Below are 23,334 nucleotides of genomic sequence, written 5' to 3' on the forward strand. Positions count from 1 at the left end.
ATGATAAACCGAATTGAATCGGCTTTACCCTTTTACAGCGCCTACCGTCAAGCCCTTGACGAAATACTTTTGGAAGAACGGATAGGCTAGAACAATCGGACCCACACCAATGATCGCCATCGCCATGCGCACCGTTTCGGTCGGCAGCGTCGCCATGATTTGCGAAGCATTCGTATTGCGTGAGTTTTGGGAGAGAAACTGGATGTTGAGCAAAATTTTATTTAGCAGATATTGCAGACTGTAGTACTTGGAATCGGTGAGAAAAACCAAACTGTTGAACCAATCGTTCCAGTACCCGAGTGTGTTGAATAAGCCAATTGTTGCCAGTACAGGCGTGGATAAGGGAAGCACAATCCGGAAAAAGATTCTGGCTTCGCTGGCTCCATCCATGTAAGCTGATTCGATGATCGCCATCGGTATCGAGTTTGCGAAGAAGGTACGCATAATCAGGACGAAAAACCCGTTTAAGAGCAGCCCTGGGATAACCAAACTCCAGATCGTATCCTTGAGCGGAATCAGCTTGGTAAACACGAGATACCAAGGGACTAAGCCGCCGTTGAACAGCATCGTGAAGAACACGAAGAAGGTCAGCATATTTTTATAAGGAAAATCCCTACGGGATATCGGATAGGCCAGCAGTGCCGTCAGCATAAGGCCGACGATCGTACCGACGATGGTTATAAAAATCGTGACCCCATACGCCCTAATAATCGTCATCGAATCCAGGAATAGGTACTTGTAGGCCTCGAAGCTAATTTTGTGCGGAAAAAAGGAGTAACCGTTTTGGGTGATCGTCGTTTCATCCGTGATCGACACCATGAAGACGAGAATGATCGGCAGAATCGTCGTACATGCGATGCAAATGAAGACCAGATGTAGCAGCCAGTGCGTTTTATTATGACTTGCCAAGCGAACTCTCCTCCTTCTTAGAACAGCGCCTGATCGCGATTAAATTTGCGAACGACCGCATTTGACACAAGCACCAATACGAATCCGACAAGCGACTGATACAGACCGGCGGCGGAGGACATCCCCAGATCTCCGAGCTGGAGCAAGCCCCTATACACATAGGTGTCAATTACGTTGGTTACCGGAAGCAGCATGCCAGAATCGAGCGGCACTTGATAGAACAAGCCGAAATCCGCATAGAAAATGCGTCCGATAGATAAGAGCACCATGGTGGTAATGACCGGCATTAGCAGCGGAATTGTAATGTGGCGGATTTGCTGCCACTTGCTCGCCCCATCGATTACGGCAGCCTCGTAATACTCACTGTCGATACCGACAATGGCTGCAATGTAGATGACACAGGAGTAACCGACGCCCTTCCATGTGTTCACAATGACCAAAATGTAAGGCCAGTATTTGGGCTCGTTGTACCAGGAAACCGGATCGAGACCGAAGAGCGGCAGGACGATTTTGTTCAGGAATCCATACTCTGAGCTCAGTAAGCTGTAAACCAGATACGCAACGATAACGGCGGATAAAAAATAGGGAAGCAGCAAGGCGCTTTGATAAAATTTCTTGGCCAGCTGTTTTCTGACTTCATTAAGCATGATCGCCAGACTGACGGAGCAGATGAGGGTGATCACGATAAAAACCGCATTGTAGAGCAGCGTGTTCCGAGTAATGATGAATGCGTCGCTGGTACTGAACAAGTATTCAAAATTTTTAAAGCCGACCCAGTCGCTTTTCCATATGCCTTTGGCGTAGTTGATATTTTTAAAGGCAATGATGGTGCCGAACATCGGCAAATAGTTGTTAAGCAGCAAATACAGGATGCCCGGCAGCGCCATCAGCCAGAGGGCTTTGTACCTGTTCATCTGTTTCCAGAACGTGCGTTTATGCGTAAATGGTTTGGTCGTCATGGTCGCGGTTCATCCTCCTTGATTGGTAATCTCATTATATTTTCAATCCGGAGTTCGCCCTACCAATTCTGTGACCTCAAATGATACGATTGTGACTACCTGATACCGTACATTGGGCGTGTCTATCTCAAATCACCTACCATGAGCCACACTTTTGTGATATACTTTTTATAAAAAAACGGCCGTAAAGTATACGCCGCTCTTATCGATGTGCAGCAGTTCAATCGGACTGAACGCACAGGATAGGGCGGCGTTTTCTTTTGGTACCAGTTGAAAGGGAGGTTGTCGCATGTGAGATTCGAACAGGCATATGAAAACTTCATGCAAACGCAAATCACCGCCGAAACGAATGGCAGAAGACGGGAGAGATTAGTTAAAGGGCTTGGACACGGAGAGATGGAATTTCTTCGATCAATTTGGTTCCCTATAGTTGGACATTTCGAGCACCTTTATCCGGAATGGGAGGTTCGTGATTTTGCCAACGGATATCGTTACTTGGATCTTGCGTACATGCCAGGTGCGGCCAAGGGGGTCATAGAAGTTCAAGTATTCGGTTCCCATGCACGGGATATAGAAGCCTGGAGGTTTAAGGATCTTTGCTTGCGGCATTGTCATCTTGCGTTAGATGGATGGGTAATTATGCCGATCGCTTACTCATTGATGATGGAAACGCCAAAGCATTGTCAGCAGCTTATCCTCTCGTTCATTGGTAAGTTCATTTCTTTGAGCGTTCCGGATGAGCTCACTTGGCTGGAGAGCGAAACGCTTCGGTTTGCGCGCAGGCTTCTCCGTCCCTTTACCCCATTAGAATTATCTGCACACCTTAAAATCAGTACAAGACATGCTAGAACCATTTTACATAAACTAGTCGATATGGAATTGTTGATTGCAATGAGTGGACAAGAAAGAGTTCGAACATACATGCTTCAATATTAACGCCACCTAATTTCGGAGATAGATTATTAATCTAAGAGGAACAACAGTACGCTATTGCTCAGAATCATTCACATTGTCGAAGTAAAATGTAACTACGATTCGCTATATAGCTGCATTTGAGCTCAAAAACCCAGTTTTGTGTGAATAAGATATTGACGTTCCGTTAAAGCATCTATAAAGCAGTCATCCCCACTTATAACGCACCCACGTTCCGTTACTGAGGCACGAAAAAAATTCTTGGTGTAATCTTGCTTCGTAGCACAATGTCAAAGAGCCTAGCCGAATCCGCTAGGCAATTTATGTAATTCGGCTGTAGACGCGACCTTCAGTTTCAAACCCCTATTTCTTTCGATACTCCTGCGGCGTCACGCCATATACCCGTTTGAACATTCTCGCAAAATATGAGAAGTTGCCATACCCCAGGTTCACGGCGATTTGGCTCACCGGTTGGTCTGTTTCCAACAGCAGCTCGGAAGCTTTATGCATGCGTTCCTGCAAGATGTAGTCCGATAAGGAAAGCTCCGTCTCCGCTTTGAACAGTCGTGAGATATACGCCGGGTTCAAGAATACGTACTCAGCCAGGTCCTCCCTCGTAAAATCCACATCCAGATGGCTGGCGATGTAGTCTTTGATCTTCTGCACGATCGAATTCGGCGGCCGCTTGGAGAACAGGAGCCCGGTGACATTCCCGATCATTTGCTTCATCCATTGCTCCAGCAAAGAAAGTGATTTCGTTACAACGGCTGCATCCGACATGGCCCTGTCCTTATAGAGCATTTGCGCGGGAAGCCCCTTTCGATGAAGCACGTAATAGACGACTTGCAGGAACCCGTGATAAAAGGCTTCCAATGTTTCGATCGTCACCTGCCGTTCACCGAACGCGACCACCTGCTGTTCAACCAGCTCAAACAATTTCTCCCGATCGCCTTTCTCAAACCAGTCCGCCCAATCCATTAAGGAAATGCTCGGCAGGCCCTCCTGCTGCGGATTGCGATAGTCGCGATAAAACATGACCCGATTCTGCTGAACTACATTTTTATGTTCCCACTCCAGCAAGGAGTGATACGATTTCATAATGTCGCGAAGCGGCACAACCTCACTGATGTAACAAGAAAGCTGGCAGTATAAATATTGCCGGCAGGCTTGCATATAGCGCAAGCAAGTTTCGCTGAGTTCTTCCTCACGACCGGAAGCTGCGCTATTGCTGTAAAGCATGACGATCATATTCCCCCGGTTGTCTTCGACCACATGCCCGCGGTTTGTGCTGCCGATTATCATCTCTTCCGCAGCGTTGCGCAGCGCAAAGCTCATGATTTCCTCATCTCTGGCGCTAAGATGCTTCTCCCACTGCTCCACGCTTATCAAAATCAGCGTCACATGGGAATGTGCCTCAAGGGGAAGCTGGTACTCCTCGAAAGCGGAGCGCAGTGTCGCCTCATTCGGCAGCAAGCGCTGGCATAGGATATCCTGCCAGAAGCGTTCGATCAATGCCGTCTTTTTGTGCTCCCACATCGATTGATATTTTTTTAGATGCTCAGCGGTCTCTTTCAACTCCCTGCGCTCCTGAATACTATCCAAAGCGCCCTGCAGCACCTGCTCCAACTCGCCAAAAATAACCGGCTTCAGTAAATAATCATAGCTGCCCAAGTGAATCGCCTTCTGTGCGAAGGCAAAATCAGCATGGCAGGTCAAGAACAGCACAACGACTTCCGGCTTATTGGACTTGACCCACTCGACCAGCTCCAGCCCCGTCTCATCCGGCATTTCAATATCGCAAATCATCACGTCAATGTGCGATTGCAGCAGTCTTTCCTTTGCGGTCGCTGCATGGTAAGCCTCGTAAACCTCATGTATGCATAGGCGATCCCAGTTCACGCCCGAGATCATCCCTTTGATCGCAAAAATCTCGTCATCCACCAGCAGAGCTGTGTACATGGCTATCCCTCACTCATCCGTACTCTGGCGCGGAAGCCTCAGCGTAACGATCGAACCACTAGGCTCCGCCCGCTCCAGCACCATGTCTACATTTGATTTGTAGTAAAGCTTACACCTGCGCATCACATTCCACAAGCCGATATGGTCATTGCCCTCTTCCTCAAAATAACTCTGGGATTGCAGCATCCTGAGCTTCTCCTCCGGTATCCCCTTCCCGTTGTCATGTACCTGAACAAGAATGTGTGACTCTGAGTCAGGATCGGATCGAACTTCAATCCGGATGTGGAACGATTGCGATGGATTGACCGAGAATCCGTGAATCATCGCATTTTCCACGAGAGGCTGAATCGTAGAAGGCGGCATGCGGTAGCTTTGCAGTTCAGGCTCTATCTCAATGTGAAAGGAGAGATGCTCCGGAAACCGCACTTGCTGCACAGCCAGATAGCTTCGAATATGATCCAGTTCTTCCGATATCGTGACGGAGGAAAGGTGCGTGCGAATGGCGAAGCGGAAATATTTAACCAGATGAATCGCCATCTGCTGAATAAGTTCAAAGTTCTTCGTTTGCGCCAAATTGTAGACGATATTCAAAGAATTCATGAAGAAATGCGGGTGAATTTGTGTCTGCAGATGCTTAAGCTCCGCTTTTTTCGTACGGATTTGCTCTTCATAGATATCGATCTTAAGCACTTCAATCTGTGTAACCATGTTATTGAACGTATCGCCAATCACCCTGAATTCCATCAATCTGTCATTCATAAACCGTACGGACAAATCCCCGGAGTAAATCCTCCGCATGCCCTTGATCAACTGAGCAATAGGTTTCAAAATAAACCGCTCCAGAAACAACAAATAAAATAACAAAATAACAAGCGCCAAAACAGGCACGTAGTAGTTAATTCGTTGGAAAAAAGTCAGCCCTTCCAGCAAATTGCGTTCGGGAATCATCACGGACAAATAGATGTCCGCATGATGCGATGGCTGAACAACGAGCAAATACTTTTCGGCCAGACGCACGATCTGAAAAGGTTGATCCTCATTCGTCACATCCACTTTCCAGTCTTTGGCTTGTTGAAGACGTGTCTGGAATTCTTTATCTTTAAGGGCATTAAGGACCGTACCCTCCTTAGACAAAAACAGAGCCTGCCCGCGCTCCCCCAGATGGAGCAAATTCAGCGGGACCATGAGCCGATCAATGTCCACCCATGCGCCAATATACGATTCATAGCCTGTATCGACAAGCCGCACAAGCGAGTATTGATGATCTTGATAAATCAGCTGCCAGGAGCGCTGCAGCGTGCTGCGGGTCCCCGTATCGAGCATCAGCTTTTCCAATCTTGCTTTAATAGATTCCTTACGTTCATTATTCATGTACGGCTGCGGGGCCACCAGCAAATCACTATATTTGGAACTGTAGGCAAACAGCACGTCAGCATCTTTATAATAGTTCGTATTCAAATACATCGCATTCAACGTACGAATCTTCGCATAATAAGACTCCGGATTGTCCTTGTCAAAAGCGCTGAGCGAAATCAAATCGTTATCCTGATTCGCCGTTCTATACAAATACTTGTCCAGCTCTTCCAGCACCTGATCGATTTGATTCATATACATCGTCAGCATATTTTTATTTGACTGCGCGACTTGAGAATGTACGACCTTGGTCGCATACATATTATTCCATATTAATAAAATGACAAGCGGAACGGTGACCAGAGCAAAACCCAAAATAAGCTGAGAGCGAAGAGTTCCTCTTTTCATGACAGTTTCACTGCCTCCTTTACATCCCGTCAATTCCACATCCGCTACCTGATTCCTTCTTTTTATGCCTATCGTTATTTGGTATATTAGGTCTAGTAGGGGGTATCCGCATTGAAACTCATCAGCAAAACCGCAGCCGTTTTGACCACCAGCCTAATATGTTCAACCTTGCTCCTGTCCTGTGACAACACGGAGACCGCACCTCATGCAGCCATCTCTCCCTCACCCGTGAGCGAACAGCTGAACGAAACAGCGGCAAAACTGCCGCCTTACCATATGGTGATGGTCTTTCCAATCGGCGTCGTTCCTAAAGATCTGCCCGAAGTGCAAGACACGATGAACGCTTATTTGAAAAAGAAAATAAATGCCACAATTGAATTACGGCCGATCGACCAGTCCGTCTGGTTGGATAAAACCAACCTCATGTTCCTCTCAAACGAGCAATTCGACTTAATGTTTACGTCCTCCTGGTTGTACCTCGGGCAGGAAGTCGCTAAACAACAAATCATTCCCTTAGATGACCTGCTTGGGCGGTACGGACACGACATTACAAACATACTCGACCCCACTTACAGCGAAAACGGACGCGTCAAAGGCAGCATATACGGCGTGATGACCAATAAAGAATTCGCTTCGACCAAGGGCATCGTGATGCGAAAAGACCTCGTCGACAAATACAACATCGATCTCTCTACCGTTCATGAGCTTGAAGATTTTGAGCCGATCTGGAAAAAGATCAAGGATAACGAGCCCGGCATGGTGCCGCTGCAGGTCAAATACGACCGTTCTCCCTTGACCGTGCTGAATGGCTACGGGAAGTTCGATATGCTGGATTCCAGCGGAGGACCGGGAGTGATCGACCGTGAGAGCAAGGAATTGAAAGTCATAAATCTGTATGAGACTCAAACCTATCTGAAGTATGCCAAAACCATGCACAGCTGGTATAAGTCCGGCTACATTAACAAAGATGGCTCGACCACCCGGCAGGATGAATTCGAAGCGGTCAAGGCCGGCAAAGCATTTGCCTACGCGCAATCCATCAAGCCCGGCTTTGATACGCAGGAGTCGCGGAATACCGGATTCCCTATGGTGACAGTAGAGCTGACTAAGCCCTATACGACGACCGGAGACGTAACCAGCGCCATGTTCGCTATCCCCCGAACTTCCCGTGATCCGGAACGGGCGATGATGTTTCTGAATTTGCTTTACACCGATAAGTATTTGCTAAACCTGCTGGACTGGGGAATAGAAGGCAAACATTATGTGAAAAAAGCGGATAACCTCATCGACTACCCGCCCGGCGAAACAGCCAAAACCATCGGTTATAATCTCAACTTGCCGTGGATGTTCGGCAACCAGCTGAACTCCTATATTTGGCCGAGTGACGATCCCAACCTGTGGGAAAAATACCGAATCTTTAATCAATCGGCAGACAAATCTCTGGCCCTTGGATTCGTTTTTAACCCCGACATGGTAAAAAATGAAGTGATCGCATGCGGGAACGTCCTCCTTCAGTACGCAGGCGCGCTCAATTCCGGAGAGTACGATCCTGAGCAAATTCTTCCCGCGCTGTTGCAAGCCTTGAAAGGGGCCGGTGCGGAGAAAGTCATCGAGGAGAAACAGCGGCAGTTGGATGCATGGGCCGCCGAACGGAAGAAGAAGTAGAAGATGCGTGAAAAGCCCCTCATACCGGGGGCTTTTTCTTTTACCATCTTTTCAGCCAAACGGCAAGCTCGCGTCTATGCGTATAAATCAAGATAACTGCATTTCCAAACCAAATCCACAGGATCGCGCCTGAAAACTCCCTCAAGTATAAATAGACAAAGAGGAGCAGCATGCCGCTTACGACCTGCAAGCCATCCATCTCCGCGGATTTGGGCTTGCTTTTGTTTATCAAACGTGTGGCCGCCACAAACAACGCTAAAATCACTGCATAGACCAATGAAACTTCGAACCGGGTCAACGCGCTCCATACGCCGAAAGTGACGGCAATGGCCTTGCCGCCTTTTCCTTTCAGAAACGGCGAGAAGGCATGCCCCAGTATAGGGGCTATGGCAAGCGGCACGATTGCATAGCCTTGGGCATAATCGCTTCCAACAAGCAAAAAGATCGGAAGATACCCTTTTAAAAAGTCCAGTAAAATGCCAGCAATACCAAGCTTGTAGCCCGAAGCTTTCCACAGGTTCAAGGCGCCCGGATTTCCGTCGCCGACGGCTTTTAGATTTTTCTTAACAAGTAGACCCATCCAATACGAAAACATAAGAGAGCCGGATAGACATGCACCCACAGTCAATAAAATGATCATGTATCCTGCCGGCCTCCCACTCGGATGAGCCTTCCTTTCCATCTGACGTGCCCGAGAAAGAGCACTTGATAGGCTGAATACAGCATGATTACGAGGAAAAACAACGAAGAAACAATATGCAGAACAGGCATGAGAATCCCGAACACACCTATATATTTAACGAGGTAAAATAATTGAAGCATATAGAGAAGATAGCCGATGAGCAGAGGCACAGCCCACGAAGTGCCGGCGAAAATAAACACCGTTTCAGAAGCCAGCAACCCCACCACCCAGATGGCAATGGGAATGACCGTCCAAAGACTCAGCGTTGAAGTGCTTAAAACGGCTCCTTTACTAAAGCCTTCGATTTCGCTTTTGATGCCTTGCGGGTACATCCGAAACGAAACTAAGCCAAAGCCGATATAGTTGGCAATTGGGATGCTGGCCTCCATAAATTTGGAGCCCAGGAACAGATCATCCAATATTTCAGCTTTAATGCTTGCATGACCATTGATTTTTTCGTAGTCTTCCCTTGAGGTCAGGATGCAGGAGCCGTAAAGACCCTTTTTCGGATTATTACTTTCAAATGGTGACGTAAATGCAAATGCCCCCAGTATATTTGTAATCATCGCGAGCTTTTCGTACAACTTCCCCGTATGGTGAAAAGGAACGACGGAAACGACGCCCTCCGAGTGCTTCCTCGCCTTCATCAGCGAAGCCAACGCGCCAGGAGCCAGCCGTATATCGGCATCCAGAAAAGCGAAAGTATCACCGGAAGCATGCAAATAACCGTTCCATACCGCCCAATTCTTACCTGTCCATCCCTGCGGAAGGCTGCTGTTCGCTATGACCTTGACCCCATAGCTTTCGGCTATTTCTTTCGTTCGGTCGTCCGAGAAATCATCTACAACGATAATTTCGTACGGTTGATAGGTTTGAAGCCTTAGTGAATGGAGAAGAGTCGGCAAATTACACTCTTCATTGCGGGCGGGGATGATCACGGACAGTTTACCAAATTCCTGACCGGGTTCACGACAGATGGTCAGCGTATTTTTTCTAAACAGCAAAAAGCCGGAAAGACATCCGACGATGATAAGGATTAACAACCACATCCCTGACCCCTCCTTCGCTTGTATCTATGTATATGAGGGGTCGGGACGATTTATTTTCACTTCATTGTAGAACCCGCACTATCCCCAGTAACGCCTGGATACACAGTGCTCTTTAGCCAGATGAAAGCTGCTCAAATCGACGATTTCAATTGATTTTATCGTTTCAGGCGAATGGATCATCCGATTGTCTCCGGCATAAATCCCTACGTGGTGGACGGCTCCCTTGCCTTCCTCCTCTGCGAAAAAGAGAAGATCACCCGGTTCCAGCTGTTCTTTCGCAACGAGGATCCCCTGGTTGGCTTGATCCGAGGCATCCCTTGGGATCGATATCCCAACATATCTGTGCATATTGTAGGCAAAACCGGAGCAATCGTAACCAAATGAAGACATGCCGCCCCACAGATAAGGCAGATTAAGGAACCTGCTTCCCTGTTCCACGATGGCGCGTCCGATGTGGCTTTCTCCAGGCTTAGGTGCCAGGGGACCGTTGATTAAGCGGATCTCTCCCGCTTTCACATATCCCACACCTTCCGGCGTCTTCACCGTCACCCATTCCTCTGTAACTTTCAGTACAGGCAGGGAGGTCAGATAGCTCAATTCGATCAAAGCTTCGGCCGGATTGGGATTCGCATACAACCAAGCTTTATCGGATACCACCTCTGCACGCTGCGGGCCGGCAGGCGACCCGGTCTCGGGAACCAACTGGCATCTCGGCACCCAGCCCGGATAGCCCAATGATTCCTTGCGAGTAGTCTGCTGGGGAATGAGCACCTTGACCCAATCTCCCGCTTCCTCCACAGCGAGAACGGAAGCACCGTAAAGGATCTGCGTCTGCACACGGTTCGCTAAACACAGATCCAGCTTATCGTCCAGCGTCATGCCCGCTAGCCATTCTCTGATGCCGGCGGGATTCCTCAAAGCAGGCTCATCCAAAGGCCTCGGAGACTCCGGCCTCGTCCATACGGTTGCGACAGAAACAGCCACTGTCATTCGTTGATGCCGGCTCATGATCCCACCACGCTTTGGCTGTGGACGACATCAAGGATGCCAAGTCCGGGTTCCTTAGGGAACGTCATCATCCGGCCGTCATATTGTACACCGCCAACTACAATATCGTTCAGCATCATCAGCGGGGCATCGAAATCGAAGCGTGTAATGTTCTTCTTGCTTGCCGCAAGATGGGCGGCAGCCGTTACGGCTACGCGCGATTCGATCATGCTGCCGACCATACACTCGACCCCGAATTCTTCGGCGATATGGTTGATGATCTGCGCTTTATAAATACCGCCTGATTTCATCAGCTTGATATTGATCAAATCGGCTGCGCGGTGCTTTAGGACTTCAAAGGCCTGCGCGGGAGAAAAGACGCTCTCATCGGCCATAATCGGCGTTTCAACGGCATCCGTAACCGTTTTCAACCCTTCAATATCAGTAGCTTTCACCGGCTGCTCCACCAGTTCGATATCAAGCCCCAAGTCCTCCATACGGCGGATCGTGCGGATCGCATCCTTCACCTGCCAGCCCTGATTGGCATCGACGCGAATTTTCACGCCGTTCCCGATGCAACTGCGAATTTCCTTGATTCTTTCGATATCCTCTTGAATGTTATCTTTGCCGACCTTGATCTTTAACACGTTAAATCCTTCGCGCACATATCGAATGGCGTCCTCTCCCATTTCCTTGGGGGAGTTGACGCTTACCGTGAAGTCCGTCTCGATCTGATCTTTATACCCTCCTAGGAACTGATACAAGGGCAGACCGCAATACTGCGCAACCAGATCGTAGACAGCCATATCCACTGCGGCTTTGGCACTGCTGCTACCGATCATCGAGTGATGAATTTCCTGCAAAATGCGCTCGTAGGCGAGCAGATTTTTGCCGATTAAAAGCGGAGTAAACGTATGGACAATGGCCGAATGGATACTTTCCAAACTATCTCCCGTGATGACGATGGTCGCAGGCGCCTCACCCCAACCGAACCTGCCATCGTCTGTCTGAATGCGGACCAGAATGGACTCCGCTTCATACACGGTTCGCAGCGCTGTTTTAAACGGTTTTTTAAGCGGCGTGGCCTGCCTCATGACTTCAATCTTTTGTATATTCATGCTAGTTGCCTCCTCATGCTATACCCGGTTCCGTGCATTCCAGCACCTTATCAAACGTGCTCATCCTTGCTGCGATTCCGATGGGAACCGCAATATTCGGGGAGCAGTGGCCAATTTTAAATCCAGAGAGGGTAGGTTTCCCTGCGGAAACGATGTGGTCGTTAAAAATCTGCTCTAACGTAAGCGATACTTTACGTTTGTTAGGTACGCAATTGTTAAAATCGCAAATCAAAATGCCCGCCGCATCGGCAAATTTTCCAGCCTGCTTCAATTGGTTTAACATCCGGTCTAACCGGTAAGGTTCTTCGTCGATATCTTCCATAAAAAGAATTTTGCCTTTCGTGTCCAGTTCATACGGAGTTCCAAGAGTGCTTGCGATCAAGGAGATGTTCCCGCCGACGAGGGACCCATATGCTTCACCTTCCACTAAAGCTTGCAAAGTGGAGATCTCTTCCGTATAACGGAGAACCGAAGGCCGCAGGAGCGTTTCAAAGTTTTGCACCGTCAGCGGGTGCAAATCCTCTTTTCCCAGATCGATCAGCATAGGTCCGTGAAACGTAATCAATCCCGCGCAACGTCCTATTGCCGCATGCAAAAAAGTAATATCGCTATAACCCCAAAATATTTTGGGGTTGGCCCGGATAAGCGCATAGTCGAGCCGATCTGCAATTCTTCCGGTGCCGTAGCCTCCACGTGCGCAGATGATCGCTTTGATGTCCGGATCGGCGAACATCGCATTCAATTCAGTCGCTCGCTGCTCATCGGTTCCTGCAAGGTAACCGTACTGCTCGGACAGCGTGCTTCCAAGCCGAACTCGCAGCCCCAGCCTCTCCAGATAGGACGCAGCCGCTATCGTTTGTTCCCAGTCGACCGGGCTTGCCGGCGCTGTGATGCCAACCGTATCCCCCGGGCTTAACCGCCGAGGCTTGATAAGCTCATCCATCAACGACATTCCCTCCTTACCCGCTTGAAAAAAAAGGGGAAGCACCCTCTACAGGTGCGCACCCCTAACCGTGATTATTTCAAGTTCGCCCATTTAAAGTCGATAAAACCGAAAGCGTGTAGGACGACACCCTCAACCTTATCGTTTTGCAGGTAAACGTTATTGTAGAAATAAAGCGGCAAAATCGGAGCTTCATCCATCAAAATTTTCTCCGCATCGTGCATCATTTGGTAACGTTTGGCATCATTTGGTTCATTATATGCGTCTTTAATCAATTTATCATATTGCGGATTGACCCAACCTGTTCGGCTGAACGGGTTTGTCGATTGGAATCCGTCCAGGAAGTTGATCGGATCGGCAAAGTCCGGAAGGAACGAAGAACGGGACAATTGGAGCTGCAGCTTCTTCTGCTCGTCTGTCATTACTTTTCCTTCTTTGCCGGCTACTTTCACGTCAATGCCCAAGTTATCTTTGAACATGGCTTGAAGCGCCTGAGCGATTCTTTGGCTGACATCGTTAGTATTATAAGTCAAGGTGACTTCCGGCAGCGTCGTATAGCCGGCTTCCTGCATTCCTTTCGCCAAAAGGCTTTTGGCTTCGGCTGCGTCGAATTTAATCAGACTTCCGCCGACTTTGCGGAAATCCCCGCCCGCAGGATCTTTAAGTCCGGGAGAAACAAAACCGACAGCAGGTTGCTGTTTTTGCTTCAATACCAAATCAACAAGTTTCTGTCTGTCTACCGCAGCGACGAATGCTTTACGAATGTTGACGTTGTTGAATGGCGCCAACTTCGTATTAAAGCGGTAGAACGCGGTGCCCGCCCCGTCTTCAACCTTTACTTTATTATCGGCAAACAGTTTATCGCTCATGTCAGCCGGGAAAGCTCCGGTCGTATTGGACGTGTTCAGCTCGCCGGTGCTGAATAATTGGTAAGCCGTGCTGGAATCATTGACCATTTTAAACGTCACGCCATCCAGCTTCACATTGGCGGCATCCCAATATTGATCGTTTTTAACCATTTTGAGTTCATCATTATGCTTCCACTCGGCAATTTTGAAAGGCCCGTTGCTGACAATCGTTGCCGCTTCGCCGGCCCATTTCGCATTCTTTTCCACGGCGGCTTTATTTACTGGGAAAAATGCAGGACTGGCTACCATCCCTATCAGCCAAGAAGCAGGCTGTGCCAGAGTCACTTCGAGCGTCTTGTCGTCAAGAGCTTTTACTTTCACGTCATCGGCAGTGCCTTTGCCGGAGTTATAAGCCTCCGCGCCTTCAATGGGATAGGCAAGAAAAGCCGCATCGGAAGCGGTTTTAGGGTCGAGCAGACGCTTCCACGCGTATTCAAAATCGGCTGCTTTCAGCGGCTCGCCGTTCGACCATTTGATGCCGTCGCGCAGCGTGAATGTGTATTTCTTGCCGTCGGGCGCGACCTTCCACTCTTTCGCCATGGCCGGCTCCGGATTTTGATCCTTGCCGAGGCGAGTCAGTCCTTCAAACGCATTGTTGACAACATCATAAGAAACTTGGTCAAAGCCAATAGGAGGGTCGATCGATGTCGGCTCTTTTAAATTGTTGTACGTGAGGATTTTGGGCTTCGCGTCTTTTCCGCCGCTAGTCGTCGCCTTAGGCTCGGCCCCTTGATCTTTACTGCACCCCGCTAGTAATGAACCGACAATCAATGTACAGCTGATAAGCAATGCAAAACCTTTTTTCATGCACACATCTCCCTTTTATAAATGATGTTGTTTATCCTAAAACCGCCTCGGCTCCAACTTCCGTTGTGTTTGGCGGCCGGAATACAGCTTTGGCACGCGGATCTTGTAGCCAGCAGGCTACGGAGTGGCTGTGAGACACCCGGGTTTCTTCAGGCTGATACGCTCCGCAAACCGCCATGGCGTAACTGCAGCGCGCTGCAAAAGCGCAGCCCTGGGGCGGAGCGAACAGATCCGGCGGCGTTCCCGGGATCGGTGTGAGCGGTAGCTTCCTGTCCATGTCCAGACGCGGCATGGAAGCGAGCAGCCCTTTGGTATACGGATGCTGCGGATTGTGAAACAGCTCCGTAACCGTCCCGGTTTCGACAATCTTGCCGGCGTACATGACGTTCACCCGATCGGCGATTTTGGCAACGACGCCGAGATCGTGCGTGATGATGATGATCGAGACGCCGGTCTGTTTCTGGAGCATTTTGAACAGGTCGATGATTTGCGCCTGAATCGTTACATCCAGAGCAGTTGTCGGCTCATCAGCAATGAGGATGGAGGGGTTGCAAACCGCCGCAATCGCGATCATGATCCGCTGCCTCATGCCGCCGCTGAACTCATGCAAATACTGCTTGAGACGCATTTCAGGGTTGGTTATGCCCACAAGCCCGAGCATGTCTAGCGCTTGCTTGCGCGCTTCGGCACGCGATAGCTTCTGATGGCGGATGATCCCTTCCATAATCTGCTCGCCAATGGAGAGGGTCGGATTCAAGGCTGTCATCGCATCCTGAAAGATCATGGATATTTCAGATCCGCGCAGCTCCCTCAGCTGCTTCTCGCTCAGCTTGGTCAGCTCCTTGCCTTTGAAGCGGATGCTGCCTTCCTTGATCTTGGAGCTGTGCTCGGGGAGCAGCCTCATGACGCTGCGGGCGGTTACGCTTTTGCCACAGCCGGATTCGCCTACGATGGCCAGCGTCTCTCCCTCATTCAGTTTAAAGCTGACACCGCGGACGGCCTGGACTTCGCCGCCGTAGGTCGTAAACGAGACATGCAGATTATTCACGTTCAGCAGCACGTCAGACGGGTTCGTTGCTTTCATTTTGCTACCTCCTCTGCCTTGGATTGAACGCATCCTGCAAACCGTCGCCCACCAGATTAAAGGCAAGCATCGTCAGCGAAATGAAGAACGCCGGGTAAAACAGCCTCCACCAGTGTCCGGATAAAATGGTCGGAAGACCATCGTTGGCCATGACACCCCAGCTTGCTAACGGAGGCTGAATGCCGAGGCCAAGGAAGCTGAGAAAAGCTTCCGCAAAGATCGCAGACGGAACGGAAAACGTCACCTGCACGATAATGACCCCTAGCGCATTAGGCAGCAAATGCTTACGGATCATGTAGCCTGCACCTCCGCCAAGTGTCCGCGCCGCCAATACGTACTCGGCGGATTTCAAGCTCAGCACTTGTCCCCTAACGATTCGAGCCATGCCGATCCAGCCGGTGGCGCTTAAGGCCACGATGATCGTTAGAAGGCCCGGACCCATCACGACCATCAGCAAGATAACGATCAACAAATAAGGGATTCCATACAAAAGATCCACGAACCGCATCATCAGGTTGTCGATGCGACCCCCGAAGTAACCGGAGATGCCCCCATAAACGATACCGATCAGAAAATCGATCAACGCCGCCATAAGCCCGATAAATAACGAGATGCGGGCACCGTAGAGGATGCGGGCGTAGACGTCGCGCCCGAGCTCATCGGTACCGAACCAGTGCACGGCGTTCGGTTTCTGGTTGGTCTCCAGCAGCACCTGCTTGGAGTAACTTTGGTCGGTTAGCATAGGGCCGAAGATGGCGAGGAGTGCCATCAAAATAATGACGATAAGGCCCGCCATGGCCAGCTTGTTTTTAAGCAGCTTCAGCCAGGCTTCCTGCCAGAATGACAGCCTAGGCCGGACAATCTTTTCCGCATTTCCCGGCCGATTGGGCATAGCTACAAATAATGAATCCGGAATGCTCATCCTTATCCCTCTTTTCTGTGCAGCTTGATGCGGGGGTCAATGAGACCGTAGGCGATATCCACCAAGAACATCATAAAGATCAAAAGAGCGCTGTAGAAAACGGTCGTACCCATAATGACCGCATAATCACGATTATTAATGCCGTCAACGAAATATTTGCCCATTCCCGGAATGGCGAAAATTTTCTCAATAACGAAACTTCCGGTGAGAATGTTGGCGACCAAAGCGCCCAGAAGCGTGATGACCGGCAGTACCGCATTGCGAAGCGCATGCTTAATGACAATCGTCGCGGGCGAGAGACCTTTGGCCCTTGCCATTTCGATGTAGTCAGCCGTCAGCACTTCCACCATGTTGGCCCGGGTCAGTCTGGCGATGATCGCCAGCGGTCCGGTTGACAGCGCAAGTGCCGGCAGAATCACGTGCTTCCAACTGCCCCACGTGGCGACCGGCAGCATTTTCCACTCCACTGCCACATATTTGATCAACAATGTCGCCACAATGAAGTTCGGCACCGCGATCCCGATGACGGCAAAGACCATCGCGAAGTAGTCGATCAGCCGGTTCTGCCTTAAGGCGGCGACCGTTCCGAGCGCTATGCCCGAAACGATGGCAAACAGGATGGATACTATGCCGAGTTTGAAGGAAACCGGAAATCCCCGCTCGATCATCGAATTTACACTATCGGGGAAATGCCCGATGGAAGGCCCGAGATCCAAAGTCAACAGCGATTTTAAATACATCAGGTATTGGACGGGGAGGGGCTTATCTAAATTGTAAAATTCCATCATGTTCTGAACCGCGGTCGGATTCGAATTCTTGCCGTCTTTTTCAAATGGCGACCCCGGTACGGCATGCATCAGGAAAAACGTAATGGTGATAATCAGCCAAAGTGTGACCACCATGGAAATAAATCTGCGAAGAATAAATTGTGTCACCGGATCACCCGCTTCTTAACAAAATGCCGTTCGCATCGCCAACTCAGTCATGACCAGCATGGCTTGATAAGCTTCCAAAATGTTTTTGGCCTGATATGTGACGACAGGGCTATTGGCATCAATCGTCGTCCCCGGCATCAGGTTGGCCCATTCGGCTTGGCCGTAATTTGCGAATTCAATCGTCAGCACCGGATTCTCCGGAGGCACAAGCGGCTTCACCTTATCGGCGTTCGCCAGCGCTTCTTTCGTTTTCTCGCGAAGCAGCTCTCCGCTCTTTTGCGGGGTCAAGCACAGCGCCGCAGTCCGCGATATGCGCTTTTTCACGATGGCTGTCGTGACGCCCGGAATCAGCTCTTCCGCTTCGATGGCGGTTTCGTCGTCTCCCGCCACCAAAAGCACTGGCACGCCGTAATGTCCGGCCACATAAGCATTGAAACCCATCTCGCCGATCGCCATCTCGTTGATGTACATGTTCTGTACGCCGAAGATCATCGTATGGCTAAGGACGCCTTTTCTTGCCGCTCTCGTATGATAGCCCAGAAAAGCAGCCCCAGTATAAGAGGCATCCAGTCCCTGTACCATGGAAAAAGGTTTGACATCGCCCGAGATCAATTGCGTTTCAGGGTGAAGCTTCTCGATCAGCAAATTGTTCATTTTCGAATGACTGTCATTGACAATGACTTCCTGCCATCCTTCATCAAAAGCCGTGCCGATCACATGATTGGCCTCATTCGTCATGATGTGCTGCCCACGCGTGTAGTTGTACTGTCTGGAATCAACAAAAGTGTTATCGACTAGTCCGGTGATGCCTTCCATATCGATGGAAATATACAGTTTCATGGGTGATCCTCCTATTTGGTCAAATGACAAAAACCCCGCAAACAGCTTTGGGACGACTACTCCCAAAGAACCATCTGCCGGGTTTTATTTACGTGTATGTTGCCATACGGATAAATAAAGCAGCTCACACTGTACCGGTAGCTTGGTTGCCCAGTTCTTCCCGGCCGTTAAGTGCTATTTTATATTTTTTTTGCGCGTCCTTGTAAGCGACGATTAATGCTTTCTGGGACGATCCGTGATACCTGCGCCGGATTTCCTCCGCTACCCCTTCTAACAGCAGCATATTGTGGCCGATAAAGATGGAGCGGACAAATTCCGAGGTGAGCGGAATCGTCGATGAACATCCGGCATCCACGATTTTATGGCTCGTCGTATCTACAACAAGTCCGATAAAAAACGCGTTGTACTGCTGGGTAATCGGATTGTTCACGGAAGCTTGCGCGTCGCCGATGATATAAACCGTATCTTTGTCGTATAACACCAGGCCACTCTCCTTCAGCTATTGCGGAGCAAAACTGGCTTCTGCTGCATCCGCTCGATCATCAGCCAACGTCTGTGCGGGATGTGGGAAGTGGTGCTTCCAACGACCGCCAGACAGCCAAAACCTTAGGATGTAACATATTCTAACATCATAATAACATGTTGTAAACAGCGAATCTCTTTGGGTCCGGAGCTAGCTCAGAAAGGCAGCATGCAATAGCTGCGCAAGCTCTTCCTCCGCCTCAAAATAGACGCCTTGCCCTTTGGTCTGAACAAGACCGTTCATCACCAGAATGAGGCCCCATCTCTCTTGCTTGTGAAAATACATATCACTGAGCAGTCCATAAGCATCGCCTGCATGCCCAACCAAGCGTTGTCCGGGGATCAGATCGTCGGTAATCTGAAATTGAAGCCCGCTATTGCGGAAGAAGCCATCCATCCGATGTCCTGCCCACTGAGGGGTATGCATGAGCTCCGCCGTCTCCGGCTTCAAGATCCGGATCCCGTTCAACTCGCCGCCCCCCGCGTGCGCCTCCATAAACCGGGTCAAGTCGTGTACAGACGTCCGAAGTCCTCCTTGAGGACTGAACAATGCTCCATTAGTGCCCGGTACGTAGCTGCTGTAATCGATGGCATCCGGCTTCTTGCCCCCGAAATCGTCAGTACCGACAAAAAACCGGTCCTCGGCCTCTGCATATTCGTAGAGCACGGCAATATCGTCCATATTCGTGAAATCGCCGATATTGAAGCTTGTCTCGTTCATCTGAAGCGGTTCGAACAGATGCCGTTTACAATACAGGTCGAACCGTTCACCCGAAAGCTTCTCCACAACCGTTGCCAGAACCGCGGCCCCAAGATTTGAGTACTCAAACCGGCTTGGATCTCCAGGCTTTCCGTCTCCCCAAAGGCGCTCCGTATAATACGGCCCTTCGGGCAACAGGATATCCGCGAGTTTGATCTTGGGCGGATTCTCGTTACGCGAATCGACGACAAAGCGAACGTATTCGTCCTGAAGCCCGGAAGTATGCGTCATGATTTGTGAAAGCGTTACCGAAACATCCGGGTATTTGGGATTCCGCACCGGAAATCCTAGTATTTCACCGATATCCTGATGGAGATGGCATAGCTCTTTTTCCACGAGCTGCATGACTGCCGTTGCAACCACCGTCTTGGATATGGAAGCAATCCGGAAAACGGTATGCTCCGAAACCGGAACACGTCTGGCGAGATTCGCCCATCCATACCCTCCGCTCCAAAGCCGGTGCCCATCCTCTATCACGGAGGCCGCTAAACCAACAATCCGGTGCTTGTCCATCAACTGCCGGATCCGTTCATCCAAAGCATTCAAGGCGAGCCTCCTTCGTCCTGACTTTGTTAAAGCGTGGTTACAATCTATTTACATTATAATAAAGTCTATCTGTGCTGGGTAGCACTTTTTTACATTTATTTAAAATGACGGCATATCAGAAAAAATGACAAATAACCCGCACGGGTTATGCCAGTGCGGGTTATGCCAGTGCGGGTTATTTGTCTCAGTGCAAGCCTGATTAAACCATGATCTTGCAAATATCATTGGTAAACTCTACAGGATCTTGAATCGTCAAGCCTTCGATCAGAAGCGCTTGATTGTACAATAGATTGGTGTACAGATTCAGCTTCTCTTTATCTTTTTGATACGCATCCTTCAAGGATTGGAAGACCTCATGATGAACGTTGATTTCCAGAACCTTGTCCGCTTTCACGTCTTGGTTGTTCGGCATGGCTTTCAATATTTTTTCCATCTCGATCGTGACTTCACCTTCCGTGGACAGGCAGACCGGATGGGATTTCAGACGCTTGGACGCTTTGACGTTTTTCACTTTGCCGGTAAGAATGTCGTTCATATAAGCAAATAAATCTTTACTATCGTTCTCTTCGGCATCGGACTGATTCTGATCGGCATCCGGCTCGATTCCTAAGTCGCCGCTCGATACCGATTTGAACTCTTTTTCTTTATAGGACATGATCATCTTGATCGCAAACTCATCGATATCATCGGTGAAGTATAAGATCTCATAACCCTTGTCGGCTACCAGCTCGGTTTGCGGCAGCTTCTCAATGCGCTCAATCGATTCTCCGGAAGCATAGTAAATGTACTTCTGATCTTCCGGCATTCTCGATACGTACTCGTCTAAGGTCACCAGCTTCTTCTCTTTGGAAGAGTAGAACAACAGCAAATCCTGAAGATCTTCCTTATGCGTTCCATAATCGCTGTAGACGCCGAACTTCAACTGTCTGCCAAACGATTTATAGAATTTTTCATACTTTTCTCTCTCATCCTTCAATAAGCTCAGCAATTGACTCTTGATTTTGTTCTTGATGTTTTTGGCGATCAGGGTTAACTGGCGGTCCTGCTGCAGAATTTCTCTGGAAATGTTAAGCGATAAATTTTCCGAGTCGACCATCCCTTTGACAAAGCTGAAATAGTCGGGAAGCAAGTCTGCACACTTGTTCATGATCAGTACGCCATTGGAATAAAGCTCTAAGCCCTTCTCATATTCCTTCGTGTAATAATCGAACGGCGTATTCTCCGGGATAAATAGAATCGCATTGTAAACCACCGCGCCATCGGCACTGATATGGATATGCTTGATCGGCTTGTCGAAACCGTAGCGCTTCTCAAAATAAAAATTCTCATAATCTTCAGGTGTGAGTTCATTTTTATTTTTGCGCCAGATCGGGACCATGCTGTTGACGGTTTGTTCTTCGCTATAGTCCTCGAATTCGTTGTCGCTGCCTTCTTTAGGTCTCCGCCCAGTCACATCCATCTTGATCGGGTAGCGGATGAAGTCAGAGTACTTTTTGATGATCGCTTTTAAACGGTACTCATCTAAATACTCGTCATATTGATCATCCTCGGTGTTCTCTTTGATTTTTAAAGTAATCTCGGTACCGACCGTATCTTTCGCGTAAGGGACAATCGTGTATCCGTCCGCGCCCTCGGACTCCCATTTGAAGGCCTCATTGCTGCCGAGCGCCTTACTGATTACGGTAACGACATCCGCCACCATAAACGCGGAGTAGAAGCCCACACCGAATTGGCCAATGATATTGTGCCCGTCTTTGGCTTCATTTTCTTTTTTGAAAGCTAAGGAACCGCTCTTGGCGATAACCCCCAGGTTATTTTCAAGGTCTTCTTTGGTCATCCCGATACCCGTGTCGGAGATCGTCAATGTTCGGCTTGCTTTGTCTGCCGTTACTCTGACGTAATAATCTTCCTGGTTAAACGTCAACTGGTCATCGGTTAAAGCTTTGTAATAAATTTTGTCAATGGCATCACTCGCATTCGAAATGAGCTCTCTTAAAAAGATTTCCCGCTGCGAATAAATGGAATTGATCATCATTTCGAGAAGTCGTTTCGATTCGGCCTGAAATTGCTTTTTTTCCATGAATGGGTCTCCTTTCAAAATAAAGCGCTTCGTATGCTGGCACTCAAATAGTTAGAGTGCTAATTCTTAATTTCTATATAACACAGAGTAATTTTTGATGTCAAGCGGAGGCTCATATCCACTCCGTAAAATTCGTTTGCATGACATAAAACAAAGAATCTGCAGTATACGTGCTTAGCGCATCTGCAGATCTCTATTGTACTATTCCTTTCAGCCATTGTGGTAATAGCTTAGAATGGTATTTTGTTTGGCCATACTCAATTTCCAATAATATTTCATACTCTTCCCCGGAATTATCCAATATAACAGATATATCAGCGACCAAAATAGCATTCTTTAAATTTTTGAGGGAAATGTCATATCGACGAATAATATCTTCAGCAGCAATAAAATGTCCACCCTCCAGAACGCGAGTCCTTACACGGTCAATATGCATCTGAACATCCTGAAGACCAATGTAGTAAAGATATACTTTATATCCTGATTCTTTTGCCGCTATCATTTGCCTTATAACAAATTTCCCAGATAATGTTGTCTCCATCGCAAATGATTGCTTTTGCTCCAAAGATTTACGAATTTCATCGACCGCTTTTTTCCCAGCTGATAAATCGACACTTCGCGGATCGGTAGGATTTAATTGTTTGGCAATCTGATCGGGATTAATAATGATACCAAATCCACCACCAAAATGATCGATCAGTGTTGATTTCCCAGCTCCATTACAACCAGCAAATATATAGATTTCAGGCAAAGTAAACACCTCTATTCCATGTCAAACTCTAACAAATTGCCTTCAGAATCGATTACAAGAGCGTACTTTTTCCCATTTGCGTCTTCACGTATTCGTTTACCATTACGCAAATAATACAGGGGTGCACCTGTGGATTTTGCTTTCTCTCGAACCGACTGACTTGCCTTCTTAAGAACTTCCTGAAGTTCTTGGCCCGTTTTAACTGACATAACACTCACTCCTAAAAGGAATTCAT

21 protein-coding genes are annotated in these 23,334 nt (G+C 48.8%); 2 read left to right on the forward strand and 19 right to left on the reverse strand.

What is annotated here, in order from left to right; genetic code table 11:
- Positions 1–24: 24 nt before the first annotated feature.
- Positions 25–909, reverse strand: a complete 885-nt coding sequence (locus tag ACFQZT_RS18925) for a carbohydrate ABC transporter permease (RefSeq protein WP_379302407.1) — start codon at positions 907–909, stop codon at positions 25–27.
- A 17-nt stretch (positions 910–926) separates the two neighbouring features.
- Entirely contained in the window at positions 927–1,868 is a 942-nt protein-coding gene (locus tag ACFQZT_RS18930; RefSeq protein WP_379302408.1) for an ABC transporter permease, read from the reverse strand.
- Between the two features lie 321 nt (positions 1,869–2,189).
- Between ACFQZT_RS18930 and ACFQZT_RS18935 the strand changes: the two genes are divergently transcribed.
- Positions 2,190–2,804 carry a transcriptional regulator gene (locus tag ACFQZT_RS18935; protein WP_379302477.1) on the forward strand — a complete coding sequence of 205 codons (615 nt, stop codon included), beginning with the start codon at positions 2,190–2,192 and terminating at the stop codon, positions 2,802–2,804.
- A gap of 339 nt (positions 2,805–3,143) precedes the next feature.
- Here ACFQZT_RS18935 and ACFQZT_RS18940 read toward each other — a convergent pair whose 3' ends face one another.
- Together ACFQZT_RS18940 and ACFQZT_RS18945 are read right to left on the reverse strand one after the other, a co-directional pair.
- Positions 3,144–4,739 (reverse strand): response regulator transcription factor, encoded by a 1,596-nt coding sequence (locus ACFQZT_RS18940; RefSeq protein ID WP_379302409.1) that lies wholly within the window; start codon positions 4,737–4,739, stop codon positions 3,144–3,146.
- A 9-nt stretch (positions 4,740–4,748) separates the two neighbouring features.
- Positions 4,749–6,500 carry a sensor histidine kinase gene (locus tag ACFQZT_RS18945; RefSeq protein WP_379302410.1) on the reverse strand — a complete coding sequence of 584 codons (1,752 nt, stop codon included), beginning with the start codon at positions 6,498–6,500 and terminating at the stop codon, positions 4,749–4,751.
- Between the two features lie 111 nt (positions 6,501–6,611).
- Between ACFQZT_RS18945 and ACFQZT_RS18950 the strand changes: the two genes are divergently transcribed.
- The gene (locus tag ACFQZT_RS18950; protein ID WP_379302411.1) at positions 6,612–8,165 is read left to right on the forward strand and encodes an ABC transporter substrate-binding protein; all 1,554 of its coding nucleotides are present in this window, start codon (positions 6,612–6,614) and stop codon (positions 8,163–8,165) included.
- 40 nt (positions 8,166–8,205) lie between these two features.
- Here ACFQZT_RS18950 and ACFQZT_RS18955 read toward each other — a convergent pair whose 3' ends face one another.
- The 15 genes from ACFQZT_RS18955 to ACFQZT_RS19025 form a co-directional block, all read right to left on the reverse strand.
- Positions 8,206–8,805, reverse strand: coding sequence for a glycerol-3-phosphate acyltransferase (locus ACFQZT_RS18955; protein WP_379302412.1), 600 nt, complete (start codon positions 8,803–8,805; stop codon positions 8,206–8,208).
- A complete protein-coding gene (locus tag ACFQZT_RS18960; RefSeq protein WP_379302413.1) occupies positions 8,802–9,896 on the reverse strand; it encodes a glycosyltransferase family 2 protein in 1,095 nt (364 codons plus the stop codon). Before ACFQZT_RS18960 ends, ACFQZT_RS18955 begins: the two co-directional genes overlap by 4 nt.
- A 78-nt stretch (positions 9,897–9,974) precedes the next feature.
- Positions 9,975–10,904 (reverse strand): C40 family peptidase, encoded by a 930-nt coding sequence (locus ACFQZT_RS18965; RefSeq protein WP_379302414.1) that lies wholly within the window; start codon positions 10,902–10,904, stop codon positions 9,975–9,977.
- Complete coding sequence (locus ACFQZT_RS18970; protein WP_379302415.1) at positions 10,901–12,001, reverse strand: dipeptide epimerase; 1,101 nt, start codon at positions 11,999–12,001, stop codon at positions 10,901–10,903. The genes ACFQZT_RS18965 and ACFQZT_RS18970 overlap by 4 nt, the downstream gene beginning before the upstream one ends.
- Positions 12,002–12,014: 13 nt before the next feature.
- The gene (locus ACFQZT_RS18975; protein ID WP_379302478.1) at positions 12,015–12,944 is read right to left on the reverse strand and encodes a S66 peptidase family protein; all 930 of its coding nucleotides are present in this window, start codon (positions 12,942–12,944) and stop codon (positions 12,015–12,017) included.
- A 74-nt stretch (positions 12,945–13,018) separates the two neighbouring features.
- Positions 13,019–14,659 (reverse strand): peptide ABC transporter substrate-binding protein, encoded by a 1,641-nt coding sequence (locus ACFQZT_RS18980; RefSeq protein WP_379302416.1) that lies wholly within the window; start codon positions 14,657–14,659, stop codon positions 13,019–13,021.
- A 31-nt stretch (positions 14,660–14,690) separates the two neighbouring features.
- Complete coding sequence (locus tag ACFQZT_RS18985; RefSeq protein WP_379302417.1) at positions 14,691–15,743, reverse strand: ABC transporter ATP-binding protein; 1,053 nt, start codon at positions 15,741–15,743, stop codon at positions 14,691–14,693.
- Positions 15,744–15,747: 4 nt separating this feature from the next.
- Positions 15,748–16,665, reverse strand: coding sequence for an ABC transporter permease (locus ACFQZT_RS18990; RefSeq protein WP_379302418.1), 918 nt, complete (start codon positions 16,663–16,665; stop codon positions 15,748–15,750).
- 2 nt (positions 16,666–16,667) lie between these two features.
- A complete protein-coding gene (locus ACFQZT_RS18995) occupies positions 16,668–17,600 on the reverse strand; it encodes an ABC transporter permease (RefSeq protein ID WP_379302419.1) in 933 nt (310 codons plus the stop codon).
- Positions 17,601–17,615: 15 nt separating this feature from the next.
- Positions 17,616–18,440 (reverse strand): M55 family metallopeptidase, encoded by an 825-nt coding sequence (locus ACFQZT_RS19000; RefSeq protein ID WP_379302420.1) that lies wholly within the window; start codon positions 18,438–18,440, stop codon positions 17,616–17,618.
- Between the two features lie 124 nt (positions 18,441–18,564).
- Positions 18,565–18,921: a DUF3870 domain-containing protein gene (locus tag ACFQZT_RS19005; protein WP_379302421.1), complete on the reverse strand. Its 357-nt coding sequence runs from the start codon at positions 18,919–18,921 to the stop codon at positions 18,565–18,567.
- A gap of 192 nt (positions 18,922–19,113) precedes the next feature.
- Positions 19,114–20,268: a serine hydrolase domain-containing protein gene (locus ACFQZT_RS19010; protein ID WP_379302422.1), complete on the reverse strand. Its 1,155-nt coding sequence runs from the start codon at positions 20,266–20,268 to the stop codon at positions 19,114–19,116.
- Positions 20,269–20,467: 199 nt separating this feature from the next.
- The gene (gene htpG / locus ACFQZT_RS19015; protein ID WP_379302423.1) at positions 20,468–22,348 is read right to left on the reverse strand and encodes a molecular chaperone HtpG; all 1,881 of its coding nucleotides are present in this window, start codon (positions 22,346–22,348) and stop codon (positions 20,468–20,470) included.
- 193 nt (positions 22,349–22,541) lie between these two features.
- A complete protein-coding gene (locus ACFQZT_RS19020) occupies positions 22,542–23,108 on the reverse strand; it encodes an ATPase (protein ID WP_379302424.1) in 567 nt (188 codons plus the stop codon).
- A 2-nt stretch (positions 23,109–23,110) separates the two neighbouring features.
- Positions 23,111–23,308: a hypothetical protein gene (locus tag ACFQZT_RS19025; protein WP_379302425.1), complete on the reverse strand. Its 198-nt coding sequence runs from the start codon at positions 23,306–23,308 to the stop codon at positions 23,111–23,113.
- Positions 23,309–23,334: the final 26 nt, after the last annotated feature.

Source organism: Paenibacillus sp. GCM10027628, from assembly GCF_042676385.1.
Classification (GTDB): domain Bacteria; phylum Bacillota; class Bacilli; order Paenibacillales; family NBRC-103111; genus Paenibacillus_E.